General features: G+C 68.4%; 19 protein-coding genes. 7 read left to right on the top strand and 12 right to left on the bottom strand.

Annotation, left to right across the window (positions count from 1 at the left end; translation table 11 throughout):
* Positions 1–19 precede the first annotated feature (19 nt).
* Positions 20–406 (bottom strand): hypothetical protein, encoded by a 387-nt coding sequence (locus ACFYOY_RS27415; protein WP_388590233.1) that lies wholly within the window; start codon positions 404–406, stop codon positions 20–22.
* 430 nt (positions 407–836) lie between these two features.
* On the opposite strand from ACFYOY_RS27415, the gene ACFYOY_RS27410 reads away from it, so the two are divergent.
* The 5 genes from ACFYOY_RS27410 (at position 837) to ACFYOY_RS27390 (ending at position 5471) form a co-directional block, all read left to right on the top strand.
* Positions 837–1637 (top strand): acyl-CoA dehydrogenase, encoded by an 801-nt coding sequence (locus tag ACFYOY_RS27410; protein ID WP_351901838.1) that lies wholly within the window; start codon positions 837–839, stop codon positions 1635–1637.
* A gap of 135 nt (positions 1638–1772) precedes the next feature.
* Positions 1773–2528, top strand: a complete 756-nt coding sequence (locus ACFYOY_RS27405; protein WP_388590230.1) for an enoyl-CoA hydratase/isomerase family protein — start codon at positions 1773–1775, stop codon at positions 2526–2528.
* 111 nt (positions 2529–2639) lie between these two features.
* Positions 2640–3257 (top strand): cytosine permease, encoded by a 618-nt coding sequence (locus ACFYOY_RS27400; protein ID WP_351901834.1) that lies wholly within the window; start codon positions 2640–2642, stop codon positions 3255–3257.
* 87 nt (positions 3258–3344) lie between these two features.
* Positions 3345–4532, top strand: a complete 1188-nt coding sequence (locus ACFYOY_RS27395) for an acetyl-CoA carboxylase biotin carboxylase subunit family protein (RefSeq protein ID WP_388590228.1) — start codon at positions 3345–3347, stop codon at positions 4530–4532.
* Positions 4533–4613: 81 nt separating this feature from the next.
* Entirely contained in the window at positions 4614–5471 is an 858-nt protein-coding gene (locus tag ACFYOY_RS27390) for a class I SAM-dependent methyltransferase (protein WP_388590226.1), read from the top strand.
* Between the two features lie 46 nt (positions 5472–5517).
* On the opposite strand, the gene ACFYOY_RS27385 is transcribed toward ACFYOY_RS27390, so the two are convergent.
* Positions 5518–6009, bottom strand: coding sequence for a GNAT family N-acetyltransferase (locus ACFYOY_RS27385; RefSeq protein ID WP_351901827.1), 492 nt, complete (start codon positions 6007–6009; stop codon positions 5518–5520).
* A gap of 276 nt (positions 6010–6285) precedes the next feature.
* Here ACFYOY_RS27385 and ACFYOY_RS27380 point away from each other — a divergent pair, with 276 nt between their 5' ends.
* Positions 6286–8067 (top strand): carbamoyltransferase, encoded by a 1782-nt coding sequence (locus tag ACFYOY_RS27380; protein ID WP_388590224.1) that lies wholly within the window; start codon positions 6286–6288, stop codon positions 8065–8067.
* A 55-nt stretch (positions 8068–8122) separates the two neighbouring features.
* On the opposite strand, the gene ACFYOY_RS27375 is transcribed toward ACFYOY_RS27380, so the two are convergent.
* The 8 genes from ACFYOY_RS27375 to ACFYOY_RS27340 form a co-directional block, all read right to left on the bottom strand.
* Positions 8123–8551, bottom strand: a complete 429-nt coding sequence (locus tag ACFYOY_RS27375; protein ID WP_351901823.1) for a hypothetical protein — start codon at positions 8549–8551, stop codon at positions 8123–8125.
* Positions 8552–8582: 31 nt separating this feature from the next.
* Positions 8583–10547 carry an aminotransferase class I/II-fold pyridoxal phosphate-dependent enzyme gene (locus ACFYOY_RS27370; protein WP_388590222.1) on the bottom strand — a complete coding sequence of 655 codons (1965 nt, stop codon included), beginning with the start codon at positions 10545–10547 and terminating at the stop codon, positions 8583–8585.
* Between the two features lie 22 nt (positions 10548–10569).
* Positions 10570–11526: an NAD-dependent epimerase/dehydratase family protein gene (locus ACFYOY_RS27365; RefSeq protein WP_388590220.1), complete on the bottom strand. Its 957-nt coding sequence runs from the start codon at positions 11524–11526 to the stop codon at positions 10570–10572.
* 44 nt (positions 11527–11570) lie between these two features.
* On the bottom strand, positions 11571–14309 hold the full coding sequence (locus tag ACFYOY_RS27360; protein WP_388590218.1) for an alpha/beta fold hydrolase: 2739 nt from the start codon (positions 14307–14309) through the stop codon (positions 11571–11573).
* A gap of 271 nt (positions 14310–14580) precedes the next feature.
* Positions 14581–15750, bottom strand: coding sequence for an acetyl-CoA carboxylase biotin carboxylase subunit family protein (locus ACFYOY_RS27355; RefSeq protein WP_388590216.1), 1170 nt, complete (start codon positions 15748–15750; stop codon positions 14581–14583).
* Between the two features lie 382 nt (positions 15751–16132).
* A complete protein-coding gene (locus ACFYOY_RS27350; protein WP_388590214.1) occupies positions 16133–16900 on the bottom strand; it encodes an SDR family NAD(P)-dependent oxidoreductase in 768 nt (255 codons plus the stop codon).
* Positions 16875–18407, bottom strand: a complete 1533-nt coding sequence (locus tag ACFYOY_RS27345) for an MFS transporter (protein WP_388590212.1) — start codon at positions 18405–18407, stop codon at positions 16875–16877. Before ACFYOY_RS27345 ends, ACFYOY_RS27350 begins: the two co-directional genes overlap by 26 nt.
* Before the next feature lie 90 nt (positions 18408–18497).
* Entirely contained in the window at positions 18498–18767 is a 270-nt protein-coding gene (locus ACFYOY_RS27340) for an Atu4866 domain-containing protein (protein WP_388590210.1), read from the bottom strand.
* Between the two features lie 132 nt (positions 18768–18899).
* On the opposite strand from ACFYOY_RS27340, the gene ACFYOY_RS27335 reads away from it, so the two are divergent.
* A complete protein-coding gene (locus ACFYOY_RS27335; RefSeq protein ID WP_388590208.1) occupies positions 18900–19751 on the top strand; it encodes a helix-turn-helix transcriptional regulator in 852 nt (283 codons plus the stop codon).
* 76 nt (positions 19752–19827) lie between these two features.
* Here ACFYOY_RS27335 and gap read toward each other — a convergent pair whose 3' ends face one another.
* Both gap and ACFYOY_RS27325 read right to left on the bottom strand, forming a co-directional pair.
* On the bottom strand, positions 19828–20826 hold the full coding sequence (gap, locus tag ACFYOY_RS27330; protein WP_351901808.1) for a type I glyceraldehyde-3-phosphate dehydrogenase: 999 nt from the start codon (positions 20824–20826) through the stop codon (positions 19828–19830).
* Positions 20827–20947: 121 nt separating this feature from the next.
* Positions 20948–21895, bottom strand: coding sequence for a GlxA family transcriptional regulator (locus ACFYOY_RS27325; RefSeq protein ID WP_093470917.1), 948 nt, complete (start codon positions 21893–21895; stop codon positions 20948–20950).
* Positions 21896–21928: the final 33 nt, after the last annotated feature.

The following is a 21928-nucleotide window of genomic DNA, read 5'->3' as shown; positions in this document are numbered from 1 at the left end:
TTCATGCGGTTGATTCCGCTCAACGGCAGGGCGTCAGTTGGGTTTGGGTCGCCGCCGTGGGGACGAGGTCGCGGCGGATGTACCACTCAGTGGACACCAGTTCCGCCCGGTCGGTCGGCGGGGGTGCCGCAAGCCGCCCCGGCAGCGCTCCGCGCGCCACTTCGGTGCGGTGGGCGAGCGCCGCACCGATCTTCTGTTCGAGCCAGGGACTGACGTCAACCGTCGCGGTGACCCACTCGTCGGCGACGCTGTACATCGTCCTGCCTTCCCGGACCAGGTGTGCGCCCAGCGCCTGTGCTGCCGAGTGTGGGTGCGTGGCCAAGTAGAGGGCGCTCGGCTGCCAGGGCGCGCCGGTATCCGGGTAGAGCCGGTCCAGCCCGGCCGCCTCGGCTGCGAGCGTGGTCACCCTGTGGGTGTGGAGGTGGTCTGGACGGCCGGTCAGCGCCTGGGCCGGTGCAGGTGTGGGAGCTTCAGCCGCATGCGCTTCAGCCCCCGCCGGTGCGACTGCGGGCGGCGTTCGACGGCGTGTCGGCTTCGCGGCGGCGATGGCCGTCCACCGGGTACGCCACGCGTCCAGCTCATGGGACCGGTTTCCGGGCGGCTCGCATTGCGCTCCCCACTCGTCGCACGACATCATGCCGCCAGCCTGACCGGCAAGATCATGCAGTTCGCGGGCCTCACCATCCTGGAACAGGTCGTGTTCCAGGACGAGTTGGGCAAGCTCACCAGCCCTGTGGGACGCGGTATGGCGTCCCGCCAACTGCCTCAGCGCCTGCACTCCCGAGCAGCGCGAGCGCTACCTCGTCCCGGACATCGAGGGCCGCCGCCGCGACGCGGTGGCCATCACCCAGGCCGACCCGTCCCGGATCCGCACCACGGCCACCCGGGACGGTGACGGCTATGTCCTCAACGGCGAGAAGTGGTTCGTGACCGTCGGCGACGCGGCGGACTTCCTCATCGTCCTCGCCTATGTGCGACCGGACAACGAGCCGACGATGTTCCTCGTCGACAAGGACACCCCCGGCGTCTCCGTCAAGCGCACCCCCTGCTACACCCACACCTTCGTCTACGAATATCCCGAGTTCCTCTTCCAGGACGTCCGGGTCGGCCAGGACGCCGTGCTCGGCACGATCGGCGAGGGGTACGACCTGACCCGCGACTGGTTCACCGAGGAGCGGCTGATGATCGCCGCGCGCACCATCGGCGCGGCCGAGCGCGCGCTGCGGCTGGCCGTCGACTGGGCCAAGGAGCGTGAGCAGGGCGGGGAGGTTCTGATGAACCGTCAGCTCATCCAGGGCGTGATCGCCGACTCGGTGACCGAGATCGCCACCAACCGCACCTTCCCCCACCAGGTGGCCTGGGAGTTCGACCAGGGTGGCGACCGCGAGACCCTGCACGTCAAGGCCGCCACCGCCAAGCTCGCCGCCTCCGAGGCGTCCAACCGGATCGTCGACCGCTGTGTGCAGATCTTCGGCGGCGGCGGCTATATGCGGGACATGCCGGTCGAGCGGCTGTGGCGCGAGCTGCGGGTGGACCGGATCTGGGAGGGCACCTCCGAGATCCAGCGGCTGGTCATCGCCAACGAGGTCGGCAAGCGCGGCCTGGACGACCTGCTGTCCTTCACCGCCGGGAGCTGACCGGCGCCGTCCGGCGGCGGGGGCCGTACGGCCAGGCCCACGGCCCCTGCCGCCGAGCACCCCACTGTCGATGCCGCTCGACCATCCGGCGCGGCAACGACCCTCAAGCAGCCAGGCAGGAGAAGCACCAGCGCCATGACCGTCACCGACACAACGCCCACCGCCTCCCCGGACGCCGGCACCGTGGAGATCGAGCGCACCGGCGAACACCACGACATCGCCGTGCTCACACTGCGGCGCGAGCGGAAACTCAACGCGCTCTCCACCCATCTGGGGACCGTCCTGCTCGACGCCCTGCGCAGCCAGCAGGTGCGCACCAGCCGGGCCGTGGTCGTCACCGGAGTGCCGCGCGCCTTCTCGGCCGGGGCGGACACCGGCGAGCTGCGCGAGATGACCCCCGAGGCGATCGCCGACTACTACCGCTCCTCCGGCGCCGTGTACGAGACATTCGCCGCCCTCCCCCAGCCCACGGTGGCGGCCCTGTCGGGCTACTGCCTCGGCGGCGGCCTGGAACTGGCGCTGGCAGCGGACACCCGGGTGGCCGACCCGGACACCGTCTTCGGCCTGCCCGAGGTGGGCATCGGCATTCTGCTCAGCTCCGGCGGGGTGACCCGGCTGGTGCGGGAGGTCGGACCGGCCCGCACCCGCGATCTGGTGCTGCGCGGCCGCCGCTTCGGGGCGCGGGAGGCGTACGCCTGGGGGCTGATCGGCGAGATCGCCGAAGGGGGCACCGTGCGGGAGAAGGCGGTGGAGATCGCCGCGGAGCCGGCCGGGCAGCCGCGGCTCGCCGTCTCGGTCGCCAAGCAGGTGATCACGGCGGCCGCCGATGCTCCACGCGAGGCGGCGTTGCTGGAGCAGCTCGCGTACGCCGCGCTCAACCGAAGCGGCTGAACCGCTCCGCCGCGACCACGACCGTCAGGGGGGATCCGCAACCACACGCCCAGCCACGCTCGCGCCCAGGAGAAACCGTATGGCAGTCAGCACCACCAAGGCGACCCACGCTTGACCCTGGGCACCCGCATCGCCACGCTGGTGGCCATCGGCGTGGTCTCCACCGCGCTCGCCTTCAGTGCCAACGATGACTTCCTGACCACCTTCGGGGACTTCCTGATCGTCCTTGGCTACCTCTTCACACCGTGGACCGCGGTCAACCTGATCGACTTCTATGTGGTGCGGCGTGGCCGCTACTCGCTCCGCGAGATCTTCAACCCTCGTGGCATCTACGGCCGGTGGAACTGGCGCGGGCTGACCGCCTATGGCGTCGGCTTCGTCTCGATGCTGCCGTTCGCCGTGATCGGCGATGCGGAGGGGCCGCTCGCGCACTGGGTCAAGGGCGCCGATGTCACCATGCTGGTCGGACTCGCCGTGTCATCCCTGCTCTATCTGGTGCTGTGCCGCTCGCTCGACATCGACGCCGAGCGCGCCGTCATCGCGTCCGCCGACGCCGGCTCGACCCGGACCACGCCGGACACCACGCATGACCGGAGCCGATCCAACGATCTCGTGCCATATGCCTCGTTTGATTCGCCGGTGAGAAGAAAAGGAATGGACGATCCATGCCACCCACCACAAAGATTGCTTGTGACTTACATCACAGGCAGCATCTCCGCACCTCTGTGAAATGATGCCACCGGTATTGGCATCGGATGACGGTATGGCGCAGCGTTTCTTCAATGTTTTGGCCAGCCGTAACCGGGGGAGACAAGAATGCCGACGATGATTGTCATCGGACATAGGGACGGTCTGGACCAGGCACTGCAGCGCCGAGGCTTGGATCCCTTCTATATCGTGCAGGCGCCGGCGAACACGCCAAAGGGCAGACGCTTCAGTTGTGTCGTCGATATGGAGAACGCCCAGGAGATTTTGCGTGCAGTGCTCTCCGCACAGCTTGATGATGTAGCAGGAGTGCTGACCGTCCATGAAATGGGCGTCTTCGGGGCAGCCTATGTGCGGCAGCAGCTGGGCCTTCCCGGCAACACCGATTCGAAGGCAACGCTCTATTTCCGGGACAAGTACCTGCAAAAGAGCAAGCTGCCGCCGCAGGTCAAGCGAGCGCGCTGCCGATATGTGCCCGTCGGTACGTCCTTCACGGATCTTGCCGGCGACCTGGGCGATGTCTTCGTGGTCAAGCCGGCGACCGGCGCCGGTGCCCTCCGCACGAGCATCGTCCGGTCCGCGGACGAGTACGCGCAGGCCGTGAAGCCGTTCTCCGGGCAGTCGGATGTCGAGATCGTAGCCGAGTCCTTCATCGACGCCTCGGAAGTCTATATAGACGGCATCTGGAAGAACGGCGACCTTCAATGGTCGTCCATGAGCCGCAACCACATATCACCGCTGAGCGCCGTACAGGGCGGCGTCCTGGCTGCCCACATATTGGACAGAAAGCGGTATTCATCGCTGTTCCAGCAAGCGGAGACGCTCGCCGGGCAAGCGCTCACAAGCCTCGACGCACCGGATTGCGTGTTCCATCTGGAAGCGTTTACGGAGGACTCGGGACTGACCTTCGGTGAGTGCGCCATCCGTCTCCCGGGTGCGCTCTCCCCTCAGGTCAACAAGCTGACATTCGGCGTCGATCTCTTCGACGTCGAAATCAGCCTCGCGCTCGGGGAAGAGGTGACCCAGTCACTGGACAGCGGTGACCCGGATCGCTTCTACGGCTACGTCCTTCTCCGTCGCCCGAAGAGCGGCAATCTGACGCAGAGCGATTTCGAACGCCGCTTCCTTTTCGATGAGATCCAGTATTCCTCGTCACCTGATGCCCCGGTCGGGCCGTATGGCCGCGTGGGGCAGGCGATCGTATCCGATGAGGATGAGCTGAAGCTGCAGCAGACGATCGAGGAAATCGTGCGATTCAACGAAGCCGGCAGCGGATATCCCGAGCCTCCGGGCGAGTAGTCTCCGACGGTGTCGGCGAAGCGGGAAACGCCGGACGCGTCGCGAGCGGCGAGGGCGCTTCCGGGAAGGAGAGGGAAGACCATGGCAGCCGAGCAGGCCAAGGCGCCGGACAGCACCGCCGTGCGGGTCGCCCTCTGGCGGGCGATGCATGTCCAGGTCGACCCGCCGCCGCACGTGCTCGACGACGAGATCGGCCTGCGGCTGGCGGCCCCCGACGACGGCTGGCGCCGCCGCCCCGATATGGATCCGCACGCCACCAGCGGGTTCCGGGCGGCCATTGTGGCCCGCGCCCGTTTCATCGAGGACCTGGTCGCCGAGCAGGCCGACCGCGGCGTCACCCAGTACGTCACCCTGGGAGCCGGTCTGGACACCTTCGCCCAGCGCAAGCCGGAGATCGCCTCCCGCCTGCAGCTCTTCGAGGTCGACCAGCCCGGCCCCCAGGAGTGGAAGCGCCACCGCCTGGTTGAGCTCGGCTACGGCATTCCCGACTGGCTGCACCTGGTACCGGTCGACTTCGAGGCAAGCGAGTCCTGGCTGGAGCGGCTGACCGCTGCCGGCTTCGACTCCGGCCGGCCGGCCGTCATCGTCTCCACCGGCGTCACCATGTACCTCACCGAAGACGCCACCGCGGCCACCCTGCGTCAGATCGCCGGGCTCGCCCCCGGCTCGACGCTCGCCATGACCTTCCTGCTGCCGGCCGAACTTCTCGACGACACCGATCGCCCTGGCCTCAGCGCGAGCAAGGAAGGCGCGCAAGCGGCCGGAACGCCGTTCATCAGCTTCTACACCCCGCAGGACATGCTGGCGCTGGCCCGCGAATCCGGCTTCGAGGACGCCCGGCATGTGCCGGGAGCTTCGCTCGCCGAGCGCTACTTCGCCGGTCGTACCGACGGCCTTCGTCCGTCCAGCGGGGAGGACCTGTTGCTGGCCACCACCTGACCTCTCGTCAACGCCACCCGCTGCTGCAGGACGACCGCGGGTGGAATCAGCGCGCCGCAACGAGCTTGCGGCGATAGCGCGTACCGGCGCGCCCGGCCACGGTGACGTCCCCCACGGCGGTGAATCCATTACGTTCGAGCACGGTCTGCGAGGCCACGTTGTCGAGGGTGGTGACCGCGGTGAGGGTGGAGAGGCGGTACTCCGTGGCGGCCAGGCGGCACACTTCTTGCACCGCGGCGGTTGCCACCCCACGGCCCGCGGCACGCTCGCCGATCCGGTATCCGAGTTCGGCGTCGCCTTCCTCGACGTCCACGAGATTGACGCGGCCGATCAACTCCCCCTGGTCGTCCACGACGACATGGAAGTGACACACACCGGCGTCCTGCTCGGCGAGCCGGGCACGGTGAAGGGAAGCGAACCCCGCAAAGTACGCATCCCCGCGGTCGGAGATCGACCGGGCGAAGTACTCGCGGTTCTCGCGCTCAAAGGCCAGTAGGGCAGGCGCGTGGTCCGCCCGGAGCCGTTCCAACTTCAGCATGACCCCAAGCATACGTACCCGTGGCCGCGTTCAGCCGTGGCCGGGCGCGCCGAGGAGGCAAACCATATGGAAACCGGTCCAGTTCCCCCCTCAGCCCCAAGAGCGCGCTGTGCGGATATCGAGCCGCAGGGCATTCGGTGGGGAATTCTCCCCGGGTGTCGCACCCGGGGAAAGAAAACCACACTCTGCCTGTGCATCACGCCTATCCCCCAAGTATGCGGGCCCAGTAGCCTGTTGTTCCTGACGCGACTGTCGTGCTTGGGAGGCTGAGAGCCAGTGATCGTACTCGGTTACAACGGATTCAGCAGAGGTGCGGAACTTTTCGGGCGTCTCTACGGGGCAACTGGTGTCGGCCGAAATCTCTTGGTGGGTCACGACGCCGCGGCGGCTCTGGTGATCGACGGCGAGTTGGTGGCGGCGGTCGAGGAGGAGCGGCTGAGCCGGGTCAAGAAGACCTCCGATTTCCCGGCGAACGCAATCGCGTGGTGTCTGAACTCCGCCGGCGTCGACATCGACCAGGTGGACGTTTTCGCTTTCCCCTGGCGGTTTTCGCCGGCCGTGGCCGGGCAGATGATTTCGGAGATATGCGACTCCGACATGCCGGTCACGGCCAAGTTCGACGCTCTGCGCAGCACGGGCGAGCTCTACACCGACATGCTCGGCCGGGAGGCGGTGTACAACGACTTCGTCCAGCGGACCGGGTACGAGCTGGATCCCAACAAGCTCACCCTGGTGCCCCATCATCTGGCGCATCTCATGTGCGGCGCCTACCTGGCCGGCGGGGGCGACGCCGCCTTTCTGGTGAGCGACGGCCGGGCGGAGACGCTGTCCGCCGTCATGGGCGAGCTGCGGAACGGTGTGGTCCGCCTGTTCGACGAGAGCGCGGTCCCCATGACCAGCTCGCTCGGGGTGGCGTTCGGGAGGATCACCCGGTACCTGGGGTTCGTACCGAACAACGACGAGTACAAGGTGATGGGCTTGGCCGCGTACGGCCCGCCGCCGCGCCACAACCCGCTGCTCGAACGCGTGGTGCGGCTGCACGAGAACGGCTCGTACACCATCTCCATCCCCCGGGATATTGGGGCCTACTACGCGCTGTTCGACAGCCTGTTCGGCGGCGACAGCGAGAAGCGCGAGCAGTTCGACTTCCGCGTGAAGGTCGCAGGGCTCGCCCAGCACATGGTCGAGGCCATCACCGCTCATCAGCTGCGGACGCTGACCGCGGCCTCCAGCCTGGACACCCTGCTCTTCGAGGGCGGTCTGGCGCTCAACTGCGTGGCCAATACGAAGATGCTGGAGAGGTCGCCGTTCACCGGTATGGAGGTCAGCTTCGGGGCCAGCGACCCGGGGGTCGCCATGGGCGCGGCCGTGTACACCGCCGGTCTCAGGAACCGGCCCGCCGACGCGGTCACCACCCCCTACCTGGGGCCTTCGTACGACGAGAGGCAGGTCCTGGACACCCTCGCGGAGTACGCCGACCGCGTCGAGTGGCAGGAGGAGCCCGACGCCACGTCGGTCGCCGACAGGACTGCGGAGCTGCTGGCCGGGAAGAACGTCGTGGGCTGGTTCCAGGGCCGGGCCGAGTTCGGGCCACGTGCCCTGGGCAACCGCAGCATCCTCGCCAATCCATCCTTCCCCGACATCAAGGACATCATCAATCTCCGGGTGAAACACCGGGAGCCCTTCCGCCCGTTCGCGCCGGTCATCCTCGAATCCGAGGCCCCGCGCGTCTTCGAGATGGGCAAGAAGACCTCGTCCCCCTATATGACGTTCGTCTTCCCGGTGCGAAAGGAGTACCAGGAGCGGATCCCCGGTGCCTGTCACGTGGACGGCACCGCGCGGACCCAGACGGTGAACGAGCGGCAGAACCCCGCGCTCGCTCGGCTGTTGCGCGCCTTCACGGCGCGGACGGATGTGCCCTGCCTCCTCAACACCTCGTTCAACGTGGCCGGTGAGCCCATCGTCTGCTCGCCGCGGGACGCGTTGGAGTGCTTCCTCGCCACCGAAATCGACTGCCTGGTCATCGACCGGTTCGTGGTCACCAAGAAGGAGAGCTGAGCGGCCGGCCCGCGGGAACTCACCTCCCCCGCGGGCCGCCCCCCCCTCACGCCATTCAGAGCTGAATGGGCTCGTTCGGTCCACCCTTTGTCTCGATGGTCAGGAACGACAGAACCTCATCGCCGATATTCTTCAAGTCATGAAGGTGGTATCGCCCATCGGGGCAGCAAAAATGCCGAGACTCTCCTCGGACATAAGAGATCTCGTGAGTGGTGCCGTCGCTTGAATGCTGGCGGGCCCGGCCGCTTGTGAGCGCTATCCAGAAGTAGTCCAGCACATGCCGATGGACGGGGATCCGCTCTCCCGGTTGAAGGGAGGTCTGCCAGATGCGCAGCGAATCGGTCTCCTTCACCAACGACTGGCCGATCCTGCCGTTCTGAGCGTTGTTGTCGAATTCCTTCCGCAGCTCCGGACTCCAGCGAGCAAACGCTTCGGCCACGACGGTGCTCGACAGGGAGAGACCGGAGCGAGATTCATTACCCACGAATCGGATCCTTTCGGCTGAACGATGTGGCTCACACGGCGGAGGAGAGTGCGTCGAGCAGGGCGGTGTTCGCATGCCGATCGCCGATGGTGATGCGGCAGGTGTCCGGGATCGCGCGCCCGGTGTCGGCGACGACTATCCCCGCGTCCCGAAGCTGCTCCATGACGCGCTCGTGCTTGTGCAGTCTGACGAACAGGAAGTTGGTCTCCGAGGGGAAGACCCGGTCCACCGCGGGGTGTTCGGCCAGCACCGAGGCCATCCGGTCACGCTCGGCGCGGATGCGCCGAATGCCGTCGAGCACCGGCCGCGAGTTGGTCAGCCGATCCCGCACGGCGTGCTGGGAGGCGTTGGTGAACCCGAAGGGCACCTGCACCCGCCGCAGCGCTTCGACGATGCCAGGCTGGGCCAGGGCGATTCCGCACCGCGCGGCGGCGAGTCCCCATGCCTTGGAGAGCGTCCTGAGCACGATGAGGTTGCCGTGTTCTTCGACCAGCCCGGCGTACGAGGGCTTCTCGCTGAACTCGACATAGGCTTCGTCGATCACCACCAGCCCGCGGCCCCGGACCACCAGGTCGAGTACCTGCTCCGGATCGAGCCTGGTCCCTGCGGGGTTATTGGGATCGCACAGGATGGTCACCCGTGGATCGGCCGCGAGGATGGCCTCGGTGTCGAGCCGGGACAGGTCGTCACCGCGCAGCGGCACGTCGACCACGGGCAGGCGCAGGAGGTGGGCGAAGTGGGCGTAGAGCGGAAAGGTGGGCGGTGTGACGCAGACGCGCTCGCCGGGTGACGCCAGCGCCGCCAGGAGGAGCATGACGCCGTCGACCGCGCCGCTGGTGAAGAGCAGGTGATCCGCGCTCAGCGCATCGACACCCTCGTGGCCGGGCAGCGTCGAGATCGTGCTGAGGTAGGTGTCGGCCAGCTCCGCCGTATCGAGGTGGGGATACTCGGCCGCGGCGCCCAGGAACGGACTGGTGTTGCTGGACAGGTCGATCGTGTCGAACCGCGGCACCTGGCGGAAGCGGGCCGGGCCCGGGACCGGTACGCCCGTGACGGGGGGAGCCGCGAACTCCGACACCGCCTGCTCCGCTCCCTCGGCCGCCGGGGCCGCGAGGCCGGGTGCCCGCAGCCAGTGGTCGAGGGGGAGGAACAGATCGGCTCCGAGAGGGCGCATGCCCTGGGCATCCCCCCGGCCGAGGTGGACCCAGTCCAGGCCGGAGTGCCGGGCGTGGCGGTACAGCTCGTACAGGGTCGCGACGTGGAGGTGGTGCCGCGCGGCGGGATCGTCGTGGTCAGTGGCCTGGGTGAGGTAGTAGAGACCCCGGCCGTTGTGGGATGTGGTGATGAGTCCGGCCTGGACGACGGTCTTCTCGCTACGGCGCACGAGCATCTCCGTGCGGTCCGCCAGCGCGCCGTGTGCGAGGGCGTCGAGGGCGTCGGCGTTGTACAGGTTGTCGTGGCCGTCGCGTTCCGTCCGGCGCCGGTGGAGTTCCACGAAGGCGTCTTTCGCCCAGGGATTCCCGTCGAGCTCGGTCAGCGGGATCCGCTCCCAGGTGATGTCACAGGAGAGCGCGTGGTGGTGGCGGCGGAGATCGTGGAGTCGCCCGGCACCGACGCGGGTCCGCAGGACCTCGTCCACCTCGCCGGGCAATCGGACGACACACTCGCTCTCGGTGGCGAGGGGTACGAGCCCTGCTGCCCGCAGCGCGCTGGTGTCCTCACTGCGGCGCACGTTGGGCACGAGGATCTGGGGCACGTCCAGTGCCTCGGCGCGGCGGGCCAGCTCATCGAGGGTGTGGGGGGCTGGGGCGGGGCTGGTCGGGTGGTACGGGGACCCGCCGCCCACCAGGGTGGGGCGCTCGAGCACGGCGGGGTCCAGGACGGCGAACGCGTGGGCGTCCCGGCCTAGTCGGGCCAGGGAGCACACCGGCTCGTGGGACCCGAGGGCAGCGGACAGCACCTGCTGAAGCGCGTCGATATCTGTGGACCTGCGCATGCTCGTTCTCCACTCCTCTTCGTCACTGGGATGTCTCGGCTCCGTGCGCATCGATGTAGTCATCGATGCGGTCGCGGTACTCCTCGAACAAGTCGGCCAGGGTGCGGGCGATACCGGTCTTCCAGCCGACGGAGCAGTCCCCGATCAGGTCGTGGCGGAGGCCGTGATCGAAGATGGCCGTCTCCCGGCTGTAGTCGCCGCGGTCCAGTTGGACCGGTACGCCGGTGAGCGCGGACATGTACTCCAGCAGATCGGTCATGCCGACCGCCTCGTCACCGCCCCAGTTCACGACCCGCGCGGGCGCCTGCGCCACGTCCCACAACAGCGGTACCTGCCGGACGACGTCATCGGTGTGCAGCAGGTCGCAGTAGTTCTGCCCCTCGCGGGGTACCGCGCAGGGCTGCCCCTTGCGCATCTGGTTGAAGAGGATCATGGGCACGCCGCCGTGGCCGTACGGGCCGTAGGCGATGTTGAGGCGGGCTATCACCGTCGGCAGAGCGAGTGCTTCGGCCAGACCGCGCGCCACCCCCTCGGCGGTGATCTTGGCGATGGGGTAGGTCGGCAGCCACGGCGCCGCCCCGCCGAGAGGATCGCTCTCCCGGTACCGGTGGGTTCGATCGGCCCGGTTGTAGACCACCCCGGACGAGACGTACACGAACGACTCGGCCGCGGCACAGTGTGTCATCAGCCTTGCGGTGCCGACGGCGTTGATGCGCGCGGTTTCCTCGAAGTCCTTGCCGTCGCCGCGGTGCACTGCCGAGTGCAGCACATGGGTGAAGTCGCGCGGCAGGCCCGTCAGGTCATCGGTGGCCATGTCCCAGACGGCGGTGCGGGTGCCCACTTCCTGGAGGGCCTTGCGGGCGCTGTGGTCGCCGAACCGGCCCAGGCACCACACCTCGTTGTCGGCGGCGAGCGATGCGGCGACGGGCCTCGCGACCTGTCCTGTCCCACCGGTGATGAGAATCTTCTTGCCTTGCATGATCGGCGGCTCCTGGTGGTGTCAGCGGTTGCCTTCTGCCCGTCTCAGCCGAGCGCGCGGGCCAGTTCCTGCCGCAAGGTCGCCTGGAAGGTCTGCACATGCTGCGGGCTCATCAGGGTGTAGTGCTCCCCGTCGACCTCGATGTAGGTGTTGGGGTCACGGGTGAACTGGTCCCAGTGGCTGAGCTGGCCCTCCAGCCATTCCTCTTTGGTGCCGCGCAGCGGGGTGCAGTAGAAGACCTTCACCTGGCCGACCGAGCCCGACGGTTCGTAGGTGCGGCCCAGGTGCACCATGCTCTGCGCGAGGTGTACCCAGGCGGTGAACCGTTCGACGGAGAGGTCCAGTTCGGTCAGGCGCCGCTTGGGCGCGTGGTCGATCAGATAGGCCAGCTGATCGGCCTCGGGCAGCGGTCGGAGGGTGGCGGTAAGCCGCTCGATGTCGGAGGCGTCGATCAGCTCGAGGAACAGCGCCAGGTTGATCGCGCCGTCGGTGAAGGTGATCTCGTTCATGCGGTCGGAGATCCGCGGCGGCAGGTTGAAGACACCCACGAAGTCGACTTGGTCGCCGTCGGCTTCCAACCGCTTGGCGATCTCGAACGCCACCGCCCCGCCGTAGGAGTACCCCGCGACGGCGTAGGGGCCGCTGGGCTGCGCTCGCCGGATGGCCTCGACGTAGGTGGAGACCATGTCGGCGAACGACTCGAAGTGGGTCTCGCCCTCCCCGAAGCCCCGGGCCCGCAGTGCGTAGAAGGGCCGCTCGCCGGTGAAGTACTTGGCGAGGTTGACGAACACCAGCACCTCCCCCAGGCCGGGATGGACGCAGAAGAGTGGCGTCCCGTCTCCGGTGACCTGCAGTGGCACCAGCGGATCGTAGGTGGCGTCCCCGGTGGCACCCTGTCCGGCGGTCAGGCGGCCGGCCAGCGCTCGTACGGCCGGGGCCTGGAGGAGCGTGGACATCGGTACATCCTCGATGCCGAACTCGGCCTGGATCTCCAGCTTGAGCCGCAATACGTCCAGCGAGGTTCCGCCCAGGTCGAAGAAGCTGGCGGTCGACGACACCGTCCTGGTGTCCAGGACGCGGGCGTAGATGGCGGCCAGTGCGGTCTCGACATCGCCCTCGGGGGCCACGTGGCCGCCGAGGAACCGGGCGGTCACCTCGTCCGACCGACGGGCCGCCTCGTCCAGGCTTCCGTCCTCGACGGCCGCGCGCAGCCGCGACCGCTGGATCTTGCCGAGGTTGCCGCGGGGGATCTCGTCCTCGGTGACGGGAAGGATCAGCTGAGGACGGAATCCCCAGTGCATCACCGTGGAGCTGCGGATCGCCACGATGGCCCGGTACACCGCGGTCTCGTCCGCGGGGCCGCCCGCCGGGACGAACGCGATGGCGAGCTGTTCGGTGTCGGCTCCCTCGGGTCGTATCGGGAACGCGGCGACCTGTCCGCGCTTCACCCCGTCCAGTTCGTCCAGGACCGCTTCCAGGTCGTGGCTGTAGTAGTTGACGCCGCTGACGATGATGGAGTCCTTGGTGCGGCCGACCAGCATCAACCGGCCCTCGGAGTCGAGGTGGCCCAGGTCTCCGGTGCGGAACCAGCCGTCCGGGGTGAACGCCTGTGCGGTGGCCCGCTCGTTGCCGAAGTAGCCGTCGAAGACCATCGGGCCGTGCAGCTGCACCTCCCCCGGCTCGGCCGATCCGGGCTGGTCGGTGGCGGCCAGCACCTTACCGTCGTCGTCGGTGATGCGAATCCGCAGGCCCCGCACCGGGCGGCCCAGCGGGGGGAACTCCGTCTCCAGGTCATGGGTGGCGAAGTCGCGGTTGAACACGCTGCCCGCACATGTCTCGGTCATCCCGAACGCGGGCACGATCACGTCTCCGCGCAACCCATAGCGGGAGAGCGTGTCCAGGAACGCCCGTACGGTGGCGGTCACGGTGGCCTCACCGCCGGAGATGATGTGCCGCACGTGTGACAGGTCCACCTCCTGCCGCGAGGCGGGCCGCCCGGCGAGGGCCTGGTTGATCTGCCCGAACAGGAAGTTGGGGGTGAACGTCACTCGCACCCGATGAGCCGTGAGCAGCCGGAGGAACTCCACGGGGTCCGCCAGCACCGTGGCCGGTGTCGTCATGACCTGGCCGGCGCCGTTGAACATCGGCAGCAGATGTGCCTCGATGGCGGCGATGTGATCGACCGAGATCCAGTTCAACGAGGTGTCGTCGGGCCCGAGTTCCAGCGCTCCCGCCTTACCGGCCTGGGCCGCCAGCAGATTGGCGTGGGTGAGCCTGACCGCCTTGCTCGATCCGGTGGACCCGGAGGTGAGCATCAGCAGGGCGAGATCGTCCGGGGCAGGCACATGGTGCTGATCGGGTCCGGCCACGGCATGGCTCAGCTCCTCGACCGTCACGCTCCGCAGCCCGGCATCGGGCAGGTCTCCGTGGGCCGTCTTGGACATGACCACCAACGGGTCGCCCAGGAGTGTGCGCAGGTGCCCCAGCTGAGCGTGCCACCGGGAGGGGTCGGCCGGCGGTGCGATCGGGCACGGCACGGCGCCGGCGAGTACGCACCCCCAGAAGGCGCGGAAGAAGGGCTCCGGATCGTTGGCCGCGATGAGTACCCGGTCACCCGGGACGGTGCCGCGGTCGCGCAGCCCCTGCGCGATCCGGCAGGCGCACTCCCGCAACTCCGCGTAGGACAGGACCGGGCCGCCGATGAAGACAACGCCTCGAGTCGTGTCGGATGCCGCGCGATCGAGCAGCTGCGGCAGTGTCGAGGCATGACGTTGATCCGGCATGGGGGAAGTCCTCCGATCAGAAGGGACGGAAAACCATGGCGAGCGGAGCTTGGGGCGCACCGCGCCGCAGAGAGGCAACCGGAGTCGGGTTCGCATATTTCGGGTTCGCACATCGACGCCGACGGGGGTGCGGATCCTGGGCGGGGCACGGTTGAATGCGGCTGGGGCGGGCGGAGCCAGGGGCGCCCGCAGCACGCGTGATGGAGACGACGCGATTCCCTTGGTGCCGGGGTATCCCCGGCCGGTGGCTCGGTCCGGACTGGCCGGAAGGTCAGATGGAGCCAACCTCGTTGAATCGCACGATGTCCTCGATGGTCTTCTGCAGTTTCAGCTCATCCGGGTCGGATAAGATGGCCTGCCCCACGCGGCCATACGGCCCGATCGGCGCATCGGGCGATGAATCGTAATCGATCTCATCGAAGAGGAAGTTGCGCTCGAAATCCTTTTGGGTCAAATCGCAGCCGTCGGGGCGGCGCAGCAGAATGTATCCATAGAAGCGCTCCGGCGCACTGTGGCCCCGCAGGGCTCCAGCCGCCCCCTCCCCCAGCGCGAGACTGATTTCGACGTCAAAGAGATCGACACCGAAGGTCAACTTATTGACCTGAGGGGAAAGCGCCCCCGGGAGGCGGATGGCACACTCGCCGAAGGTCAGTCCCTCTTCTTCCATGAACGCTTCCAGATGGAATACACAGTCAGGCGCGTTCAGACTGGTGAGTGCTTCCCTCGCGAGCGTCTCCGCCTGCTGGAACAAAGGCGAATGCCGCCCCCTGTCCAGTACGTACGCGGACAGGATGCCGCCCTGTGCGGCCGTGAGCGGTGAGGAGTGGTAGCTGCTCATGGACGACCATTGAAGGTCTCCGTTCTCCCAGACGCCGTCGAGGTAGACCTCCGGGGCACCCACGAAGGACTCGGCGACGATCTCGACATCCGACTGACCGGAGAACAGCGCCAGGGCCTGTGCGTACTCTTCCGGAGAGCGGATGATGTTCGTACGGAGAGCGCCGGCTCCGGTCGCCGGCTTGACCACGAAGACTTTTCCCAGGTCATCGGCGAGGTCGGTGAACGACGTACCTACGGACACATGCCGGCAGCGCGCTCGCTTCACCCGAGACGGCAGCTTGCTCTTCTGGAGATACTTGTCCCGGAAGTAGAGGGCCGTCTTTGAATCCGTGTTCCCGGGAAGGTTCAGCTGCTGCCGCAGATAGGTTGCCCCGAAGACGCCCATTTCATGGACGCTCAGCACCCCTGCCACATCGTCAAGGCGCGCGGAGAGCACCGCTCGGAATATCTCCTGGGCGTTCTCCATGTCGGCGACCCGAATGGACCTCCGGCCCTTCGGCGGGCTCGCGGGCGCCTGGACGATATAGAAGGGATCCACGTCTCGGCGCCGCAGTGCCTGATCGAGATCGTCTCTATATCCGATAACAATCATCGTTGGCATTGGCGCCTCCCCGTTACGGCTAGCCAAAACTTGAAGAAGTCATTTGCCGTACTGCCACCCGATATGGATTCGGGCGGTCCCGTGGATCGGTGTTGTCTCGCGATGATCTACTTCGTCGAGGCCAGCACCGATGCATCGTTTCACAGGGATACGAAAATGTGATCCATTGCGGCTGAGCTTGTGATGCAAGTCACAAGTTGCGCAATGGAGTTGAAATGGAATTGCTCATTCCATTCGTGTTCGCGGAGCGCATTCACCATGCCGGTCATGCCTCATATAGCACTACATGGAGAAATTGGGACCGGCCGTACGGTTCCCGCAATGGCGGTTGGGCGCTTATGCCGCTGCCGCTGCGTAAGCGCCCACTGTGCGGGGCCGCCGCTCAGATCGCGGTGAAGCCGCCGTCCGCCGCGACCACGGCGCCCGTGATGAAGCTGGAGCGCGGCGAGACGAGGAAGCAGAGCACTTCGGCGATCTCCTCGGGCTGGGCCACCCGGCCGAGCGGCTGGGCGTCGGCGAAGGACGCCAGGTACTCACGGCTGTCGGACCGGAACGTGTCGAGGAAGTCCGTCTCGATGACACCCGCGGCCACGATGTTCGCCCGGATGCCCAGCGGCCCGCCTTCGACGGCGAGGACCTTGGTCAGCTGAGCCAGGGCACCTTTGGAGGCGCTGTACGCGGCGCCGTGTGGCAGTGCGACGGTGCACGTGTAGGAACCCGTGCTCACGATGGCTCCACCACCGCTTTCCCTCATCGCGCGGAACGCCTCACGGGAGAAGAGGAAGGACCCCCGGGCGTTCACCGCCATCACGGTGTCCCAGTCCTCCGCCGTCGTCTCCGTGATCGGCTTGTTGAGGGTGCGCCCGGCGTTGTTGACCAGGATGTCCAGTCCGCCGAAGGCATCGACGGCCGACCGCACCGCGCGGTGGGCGGTCGCCTCCTCCGTGATGTCGCCGACCAGCGGGTGAACGCCCGGGAAGTCCTCGGCCAGTTCCCTCACCTCGTGGCGCTGGTCGACGGCGACGATCCGTGCGCCGCGGCTGTGCAGAAGCCGGACGGTCTCCTTGCCAACGCCGCGTGCCGCCCCGGTGACCAGGGCGGTCTTGCCCGTGAACGCCCGGGAATCAGCGGGATGAGTGGGTGTCGTCATGGCGCTGTCCTTCTTCGATGCCACCGCGGGAAGCGGCGGTGGCGGGGAGGGTGGTGTGCGCTCGGGCGTTGCGGATGAGCGTGGTGGCGGCCAGCCCCGCGAGGACGCCGCCGACGATGACCGCGGTGGCCGGGACGTATCCGGCCAGCGGATCCGTGCCGTTCGCCCGCTGACCGGCGTCGGCCACCGCGGTGACGACGGCCAGCACCACGGCACCGCCGATCTGCATGGAGGTGTTGAGCAGCGCCCCGGCGAGGCCCTGGTCCCGGTCGGGTACACCGGTGACGGCGCTCATGTTCAGGGCGGGGAACGTGGCGGCGGTGCCGAGGCCGTTGAGGACCATGACGGGCAGGACCACGGAGACGAAGGAGGAGTCGGGTCCGATCCGGAAGAACATCGCGTACGAGCCGGCCAGCAGCAGCATTCCGGCCGCGATCATGCGGTGGGCGCCGAACCGGGCCGCGAGACGCCCCGCGAAGGGCGCCACCGCGCCGTTGACCACGCCGAGGGGGACAAAGGCACCGGCCGTCTCCAGGGGTGTCCAGCCCAGCACGTGCTGCAGATAGAGAGTGGCGAGGAACGCGAAGGAGGTGTACGCGCCCCACATCGCGAAGATCGTCAGGTTGGCGCCCACGCTCTGGCGGCGGGTGAGGAAGGACAGGGGGACCAGGGGTGTGCCGGCCCTGGCTTCGATACGCACGAACAGGGCGAGCAGGATGGCTGTCGCCGCGAACAGGGCGATGGTGCGCACCGAGGTCCAGCCGTGCTCCGGCGCCTGTGCGATGGCATAGACACACAGCACAAGCCCGCCGGTGACGGTCAGCGCCCCGGCCACATCGACCCTGCCCCGCCCGGTCGGCGGCGGGTCAGGCGGCAGCAGACGGCTGCCCGCGATGAGCGCGGCCACCGCGATGGGCACCGGCAGCGCGAACACCAGCCGCCAGGAGACCTCGGTGAGCACACCGCCGAGTACCAGGCCGCCGACGAATCCGCACGCGCCCGCGGTGGCGTACCAGCCCAGGGCTCTGCCGCGCTCGGGGCCCTCCGGCCAGTTGGTGGTGATCAAAGACAGTGCCGCCGGGGCGAGGAACCCGGCGGCCACGCCCTTGACCAGCCGGGCCACGATGAGCGGCCCGCCACTGGGAGCGATCGCCCCCGCCACGCTGACCACCGCGAACACGCCGACGGCCGCCAGGAAGGTACGCCGGCGGCCGAGCAGGTCGGCCGCCCTGCCGCCCAGCAGCAGGAACCCGCCGTAGCCGAGGGCGTACGCGGACATCACCCACTGCAGGGACGCCGGTGACATGTCCAGGTCGTCCTGGATGACGGGCAGGGCGACACCCACGTCGGACAGGTCGATGGCGTCCATGAAGTGGGCGGCGCACAGGGTCAGCAGGGCGAGCGCGCCGGGCGTCGCACCGACGGGCCCGGCGGGCCGGGGACCGGTCCGGCCTTCGCGGGCCGGTGGGGTCTGTGCTGAGAGGGGGCCGCTGGCCTCCTGCATCATTCTTGCTCTCTCTTTCGATGGGGGTCGCCCGAGCCGAGTCCGTGCTCTGTGGTTCGGGGTCCGTGGTTCGGGGTCCGTGGTTCGGGTACGTCAGGAGCCGGGCCGCTCGCGGTACAGCACCAGGTGCTCGTGGTAGAGCACGCCGTCGCGTACGTCACCCGTCGCGGTGAAGCCGGTGTCGTCGACGTAGTCGATATGGCTGCCCGTGACGGAGTAGCGGCCGGTGAACGCACTGGCACGCCTGCCACGCGCCTCGTCGTACCGGCCGTCCGCACGCAGCTCCTGGCGGATGTGGCCGTCTGCGGTGACCCACATGCCGATGACGTCGATGTCCGGGGCGTCCGCCGAATCCGCGGTCATGGCAAACCTCTCGTTGGTGGGGTTGTCCTGCGCCACCGAGTCTGGGCAGTGCCCGACAGGTCAACCAGGACGCCTTCTGCCTGGGTGCGGCACACCCAGGCACCTGGTGGAGGCGCCACGTAGCCTGAGGTCATGGCTGACAACGACCTGGGAGATTTCCTGCGAAGCAGCAGGTCGGGGCTACGGCCCGAAGAGGTGGGGATGGCGAGCTACGGCACCCGCCGCGTTCCCGGGCTGCGCCGCGAGGAGGTCGCGGTGCTCGCCGGCATCAACGCCGACTACTACACCCGCCTGGAACAGGGCCGGGAGCGCCACCCCTCCGCGCAGGTGCTCGACGCGCTCAGCCGTGCGCTGCGCCTCGACGACGACACCCGGGCCCATCTGTACCGGCTCGCCGGCACGGTGCCCGACGACCCCGCCGGCCGCGTGCCCGACCAGGTCAGCCCCGGGTTGCGGCAGCTGATGGACGGCTATCCCCACACGCCTGCCTTCGTGCTCAACCGGACCCTGGACATCCTCGCCACCAACGCGCTGGCCGACGCCCTCTACTCGCCGTTCCGTCCGGCGGACAACCTGGCCCGCATGGCCTTCGCGGACCCCGCGGGCCGCACCTTCTACCAGGACCGGGACCGGGCGGCCCAGGCCACCGTGGCGAATCTGCGCCAGGCGGCGGGCTACGAGCCGGACAACCCGCGCCTGCACGGGCTCGTGGGCACTCTCACCGAGAACAGCGCGGACTTCGCCCGCCTGTGGGAAAGCCACGCCGTGCGCGGCAAGACCCAGGAGGCCAAGCGGTTCCTGCACCCCGACGTCGGCCCCCTCACTCTCAGCTACCAGGCGTTCGACGTGAGAGAGGCCCCGGGCCAGCAACTCGTCATCTACCACGCGGAGCCCGGCGGCAGCAGCGCGGAAGCCCTGCGTCTGCTCGGCTCCATCCACGCCACACGCACCCGGCCCTCCCCGCGCGGCGCGGACCGTACCTGAACGCGTGGCCGGGCACACGCCTCAAGGGTGAAGGGCCGGTCGATGCCGGCCCCTCACGGTCAGTCAGTCTGCGGGTTCAGTCGCGCGCGAGCAGTTCGAGCGTGTCGATGACGCGGTTCGAGAAGCCCCACTCGTTGTCGTACCAGGCCACCACCTTGATGTGCTTGCCCTCGACGCGGGTGAGGGCGGCGTCGAAGATCGACGATGCCGGGCGGCGCGTGATGTCGCTGGAGACGAGCGGCTCATCGGCGTACTCCAGGATGCCCTTGAGCTTGCCGTCCGCGGCGGCGCGGTAGGCCGCGAGCACCTCGTCGCGGCTGACCTCCCGTGAGACCGCGGTGTTCAGCTCCACGATCGAACCCACCGGGACCGGCACCCGGATCGAGTCCCCCGACAGCTTGCCGTCGAGGTTCGGCAGCACCAGCCCGATGGCCTTGGCGGCCCCGGTGGTGGTGGGCACGATGTTCACCCCGGCGGCGCGGGCGCGGCGCAGGTCGCGGTGCGGGCCGTCCTGGAGGTTCTGCTCCTGGGTGTAGGCATGCACCGTGGTCATGAAGCCGTGCTCGATACCGGCCAGGTCGTCCAGTACGGACGCCAGCGGAGCCAGTGCGTTCGTGGTGCACGAGGCGTTCGAGACGATCACGTGCTCGGCGGGGTCGTAGGCATCGGTGTTCACGCCATAGGCGAGCGTGACATCGGCGCCGGCGGACGGGGCACTCACCAGCACACGTCGGGCACCGGCGCGAAGGTGTGCGCGGGCGGCATCCGCCGCGGTGAAGCGGCCGGTGGACTCGAGGACGATGCCCACGCCGAGCTCGGCCCACGGCAAGTTGGCGGGCTCGCGCTCGGCGAGCACCTTGATGCGACGGCCGTCGACCACGAGGTCGGTTCCATCGACCTCGACGGAGCGGCCGAGGGGGCCGAGCGCGCTGTCGTACTTGAGCAGGTGCGCGAGGGACTCGGGGGCGGTGAGGTCGTTGATGGCGACCACTTCGAGATCGCTGTCGCGCTCGAGCAGGGCGCGAAGAGTGTTGCGTCCGATGCGGCCGAATCCATTGACGGCGATGCGGGTCATGGAGGTTCCTTTCGTTCCACCCCCATCGTCGGCATCCGGATCCGGAGCCGACAGCGGCCTGAACGCCACCGTACGCAAGGATCCCGCCAGCACTCATGTGCGGGCACGCCACTCGGGAAGCTCAGGCCGAAAAGGTGTGGCGGTACTCCGTCGGGGAGGTGCCGAGAATGCGGTGGAAGTGCAGACGCAGGTTCGCGCCGGTGCCGAGGCCGACTCGGTCGGCGATCTGCTCCACGCCCAGATCGGTGCGTTCGAGCAACTCGCGTGCCAGGTCCACCCGCGCCCTGAGCACCCACTGCATCGGCGTGTAGCCGGTGTCCTCCACGAACCGGCGGGAGAAGGTGCGCGCCGACACCCGCGCGTTGCGGGCGAGCGCTTCGAGGGTCAGCGGTTCGGCGAGGTGCGCCAGGGCCCACTCCCGTGTGCTCGCGAACAGGTCGCCCAGTGGCTCGGGCACACTCCGGGGAACGTACTGTGCCTGGCCACCGCTGCGATACGGCGCCGCCACCAGCCGTCTGGCCACGTGGTTGGAGAGCCCGACGCCCTGGTCGCGCCGCACCAGGTGCAGGCACAGGTCGATACCGGATGCCGCGCCCGCCGAGGTGAGCACATCGCCCTCGTCCACGAACAGCACGTTCTCATCCACCCGCACGAGCGGATGTCTCTCGGCGAGTGCCTTGGTGTAGTGCCAGTGGGTCGTCGCCCGCTTGCCGTCGAGCAGGCCCGTCGCGGCCAGCGCGAACGCCCCGGTCGAGATGGCCGCGAGCCGGGTTCCGCGCTCGTGGGCGGCCATGAGCGCGCTGACGACCGCTGCCGGCGGTTCCGTGGTCGCCGGCTCCCGATAGCCGGGGATGAAGACGGTGTCGGCGTGCTCGAACGCCTCGAGCCCCTCGGCCACGTGATACGAGAGGCCGTCGCCGCCGGTCACCAGCCCGGGCGCGGCGCCGCACACCCGCACCTCGTAGGGCATGCTCGGCCGGTTGGAGAACACCTGCGCGGGGATGCCGACGTCGAGTGGTTTGGCGCCTTCGAGCACGAGCACGGCGACATGGTGGTTCTTCCGGCTCATCGGGCTCCTTAGGCTCTCCCGCGATCGAACGGG

This window comes from Streptomyces sp. NPDC007875, assembly GCF_042868035.1.
Lineage (GTDB): Bacteria > Actinomycetota > Actinomycetes > Streptomycetales > Streptomycetaceae > Streptomyces > Streptomyces antimycoticus.
This window is presented reverse-complemented; position numbering and strand designations above follow the sequence as displayed.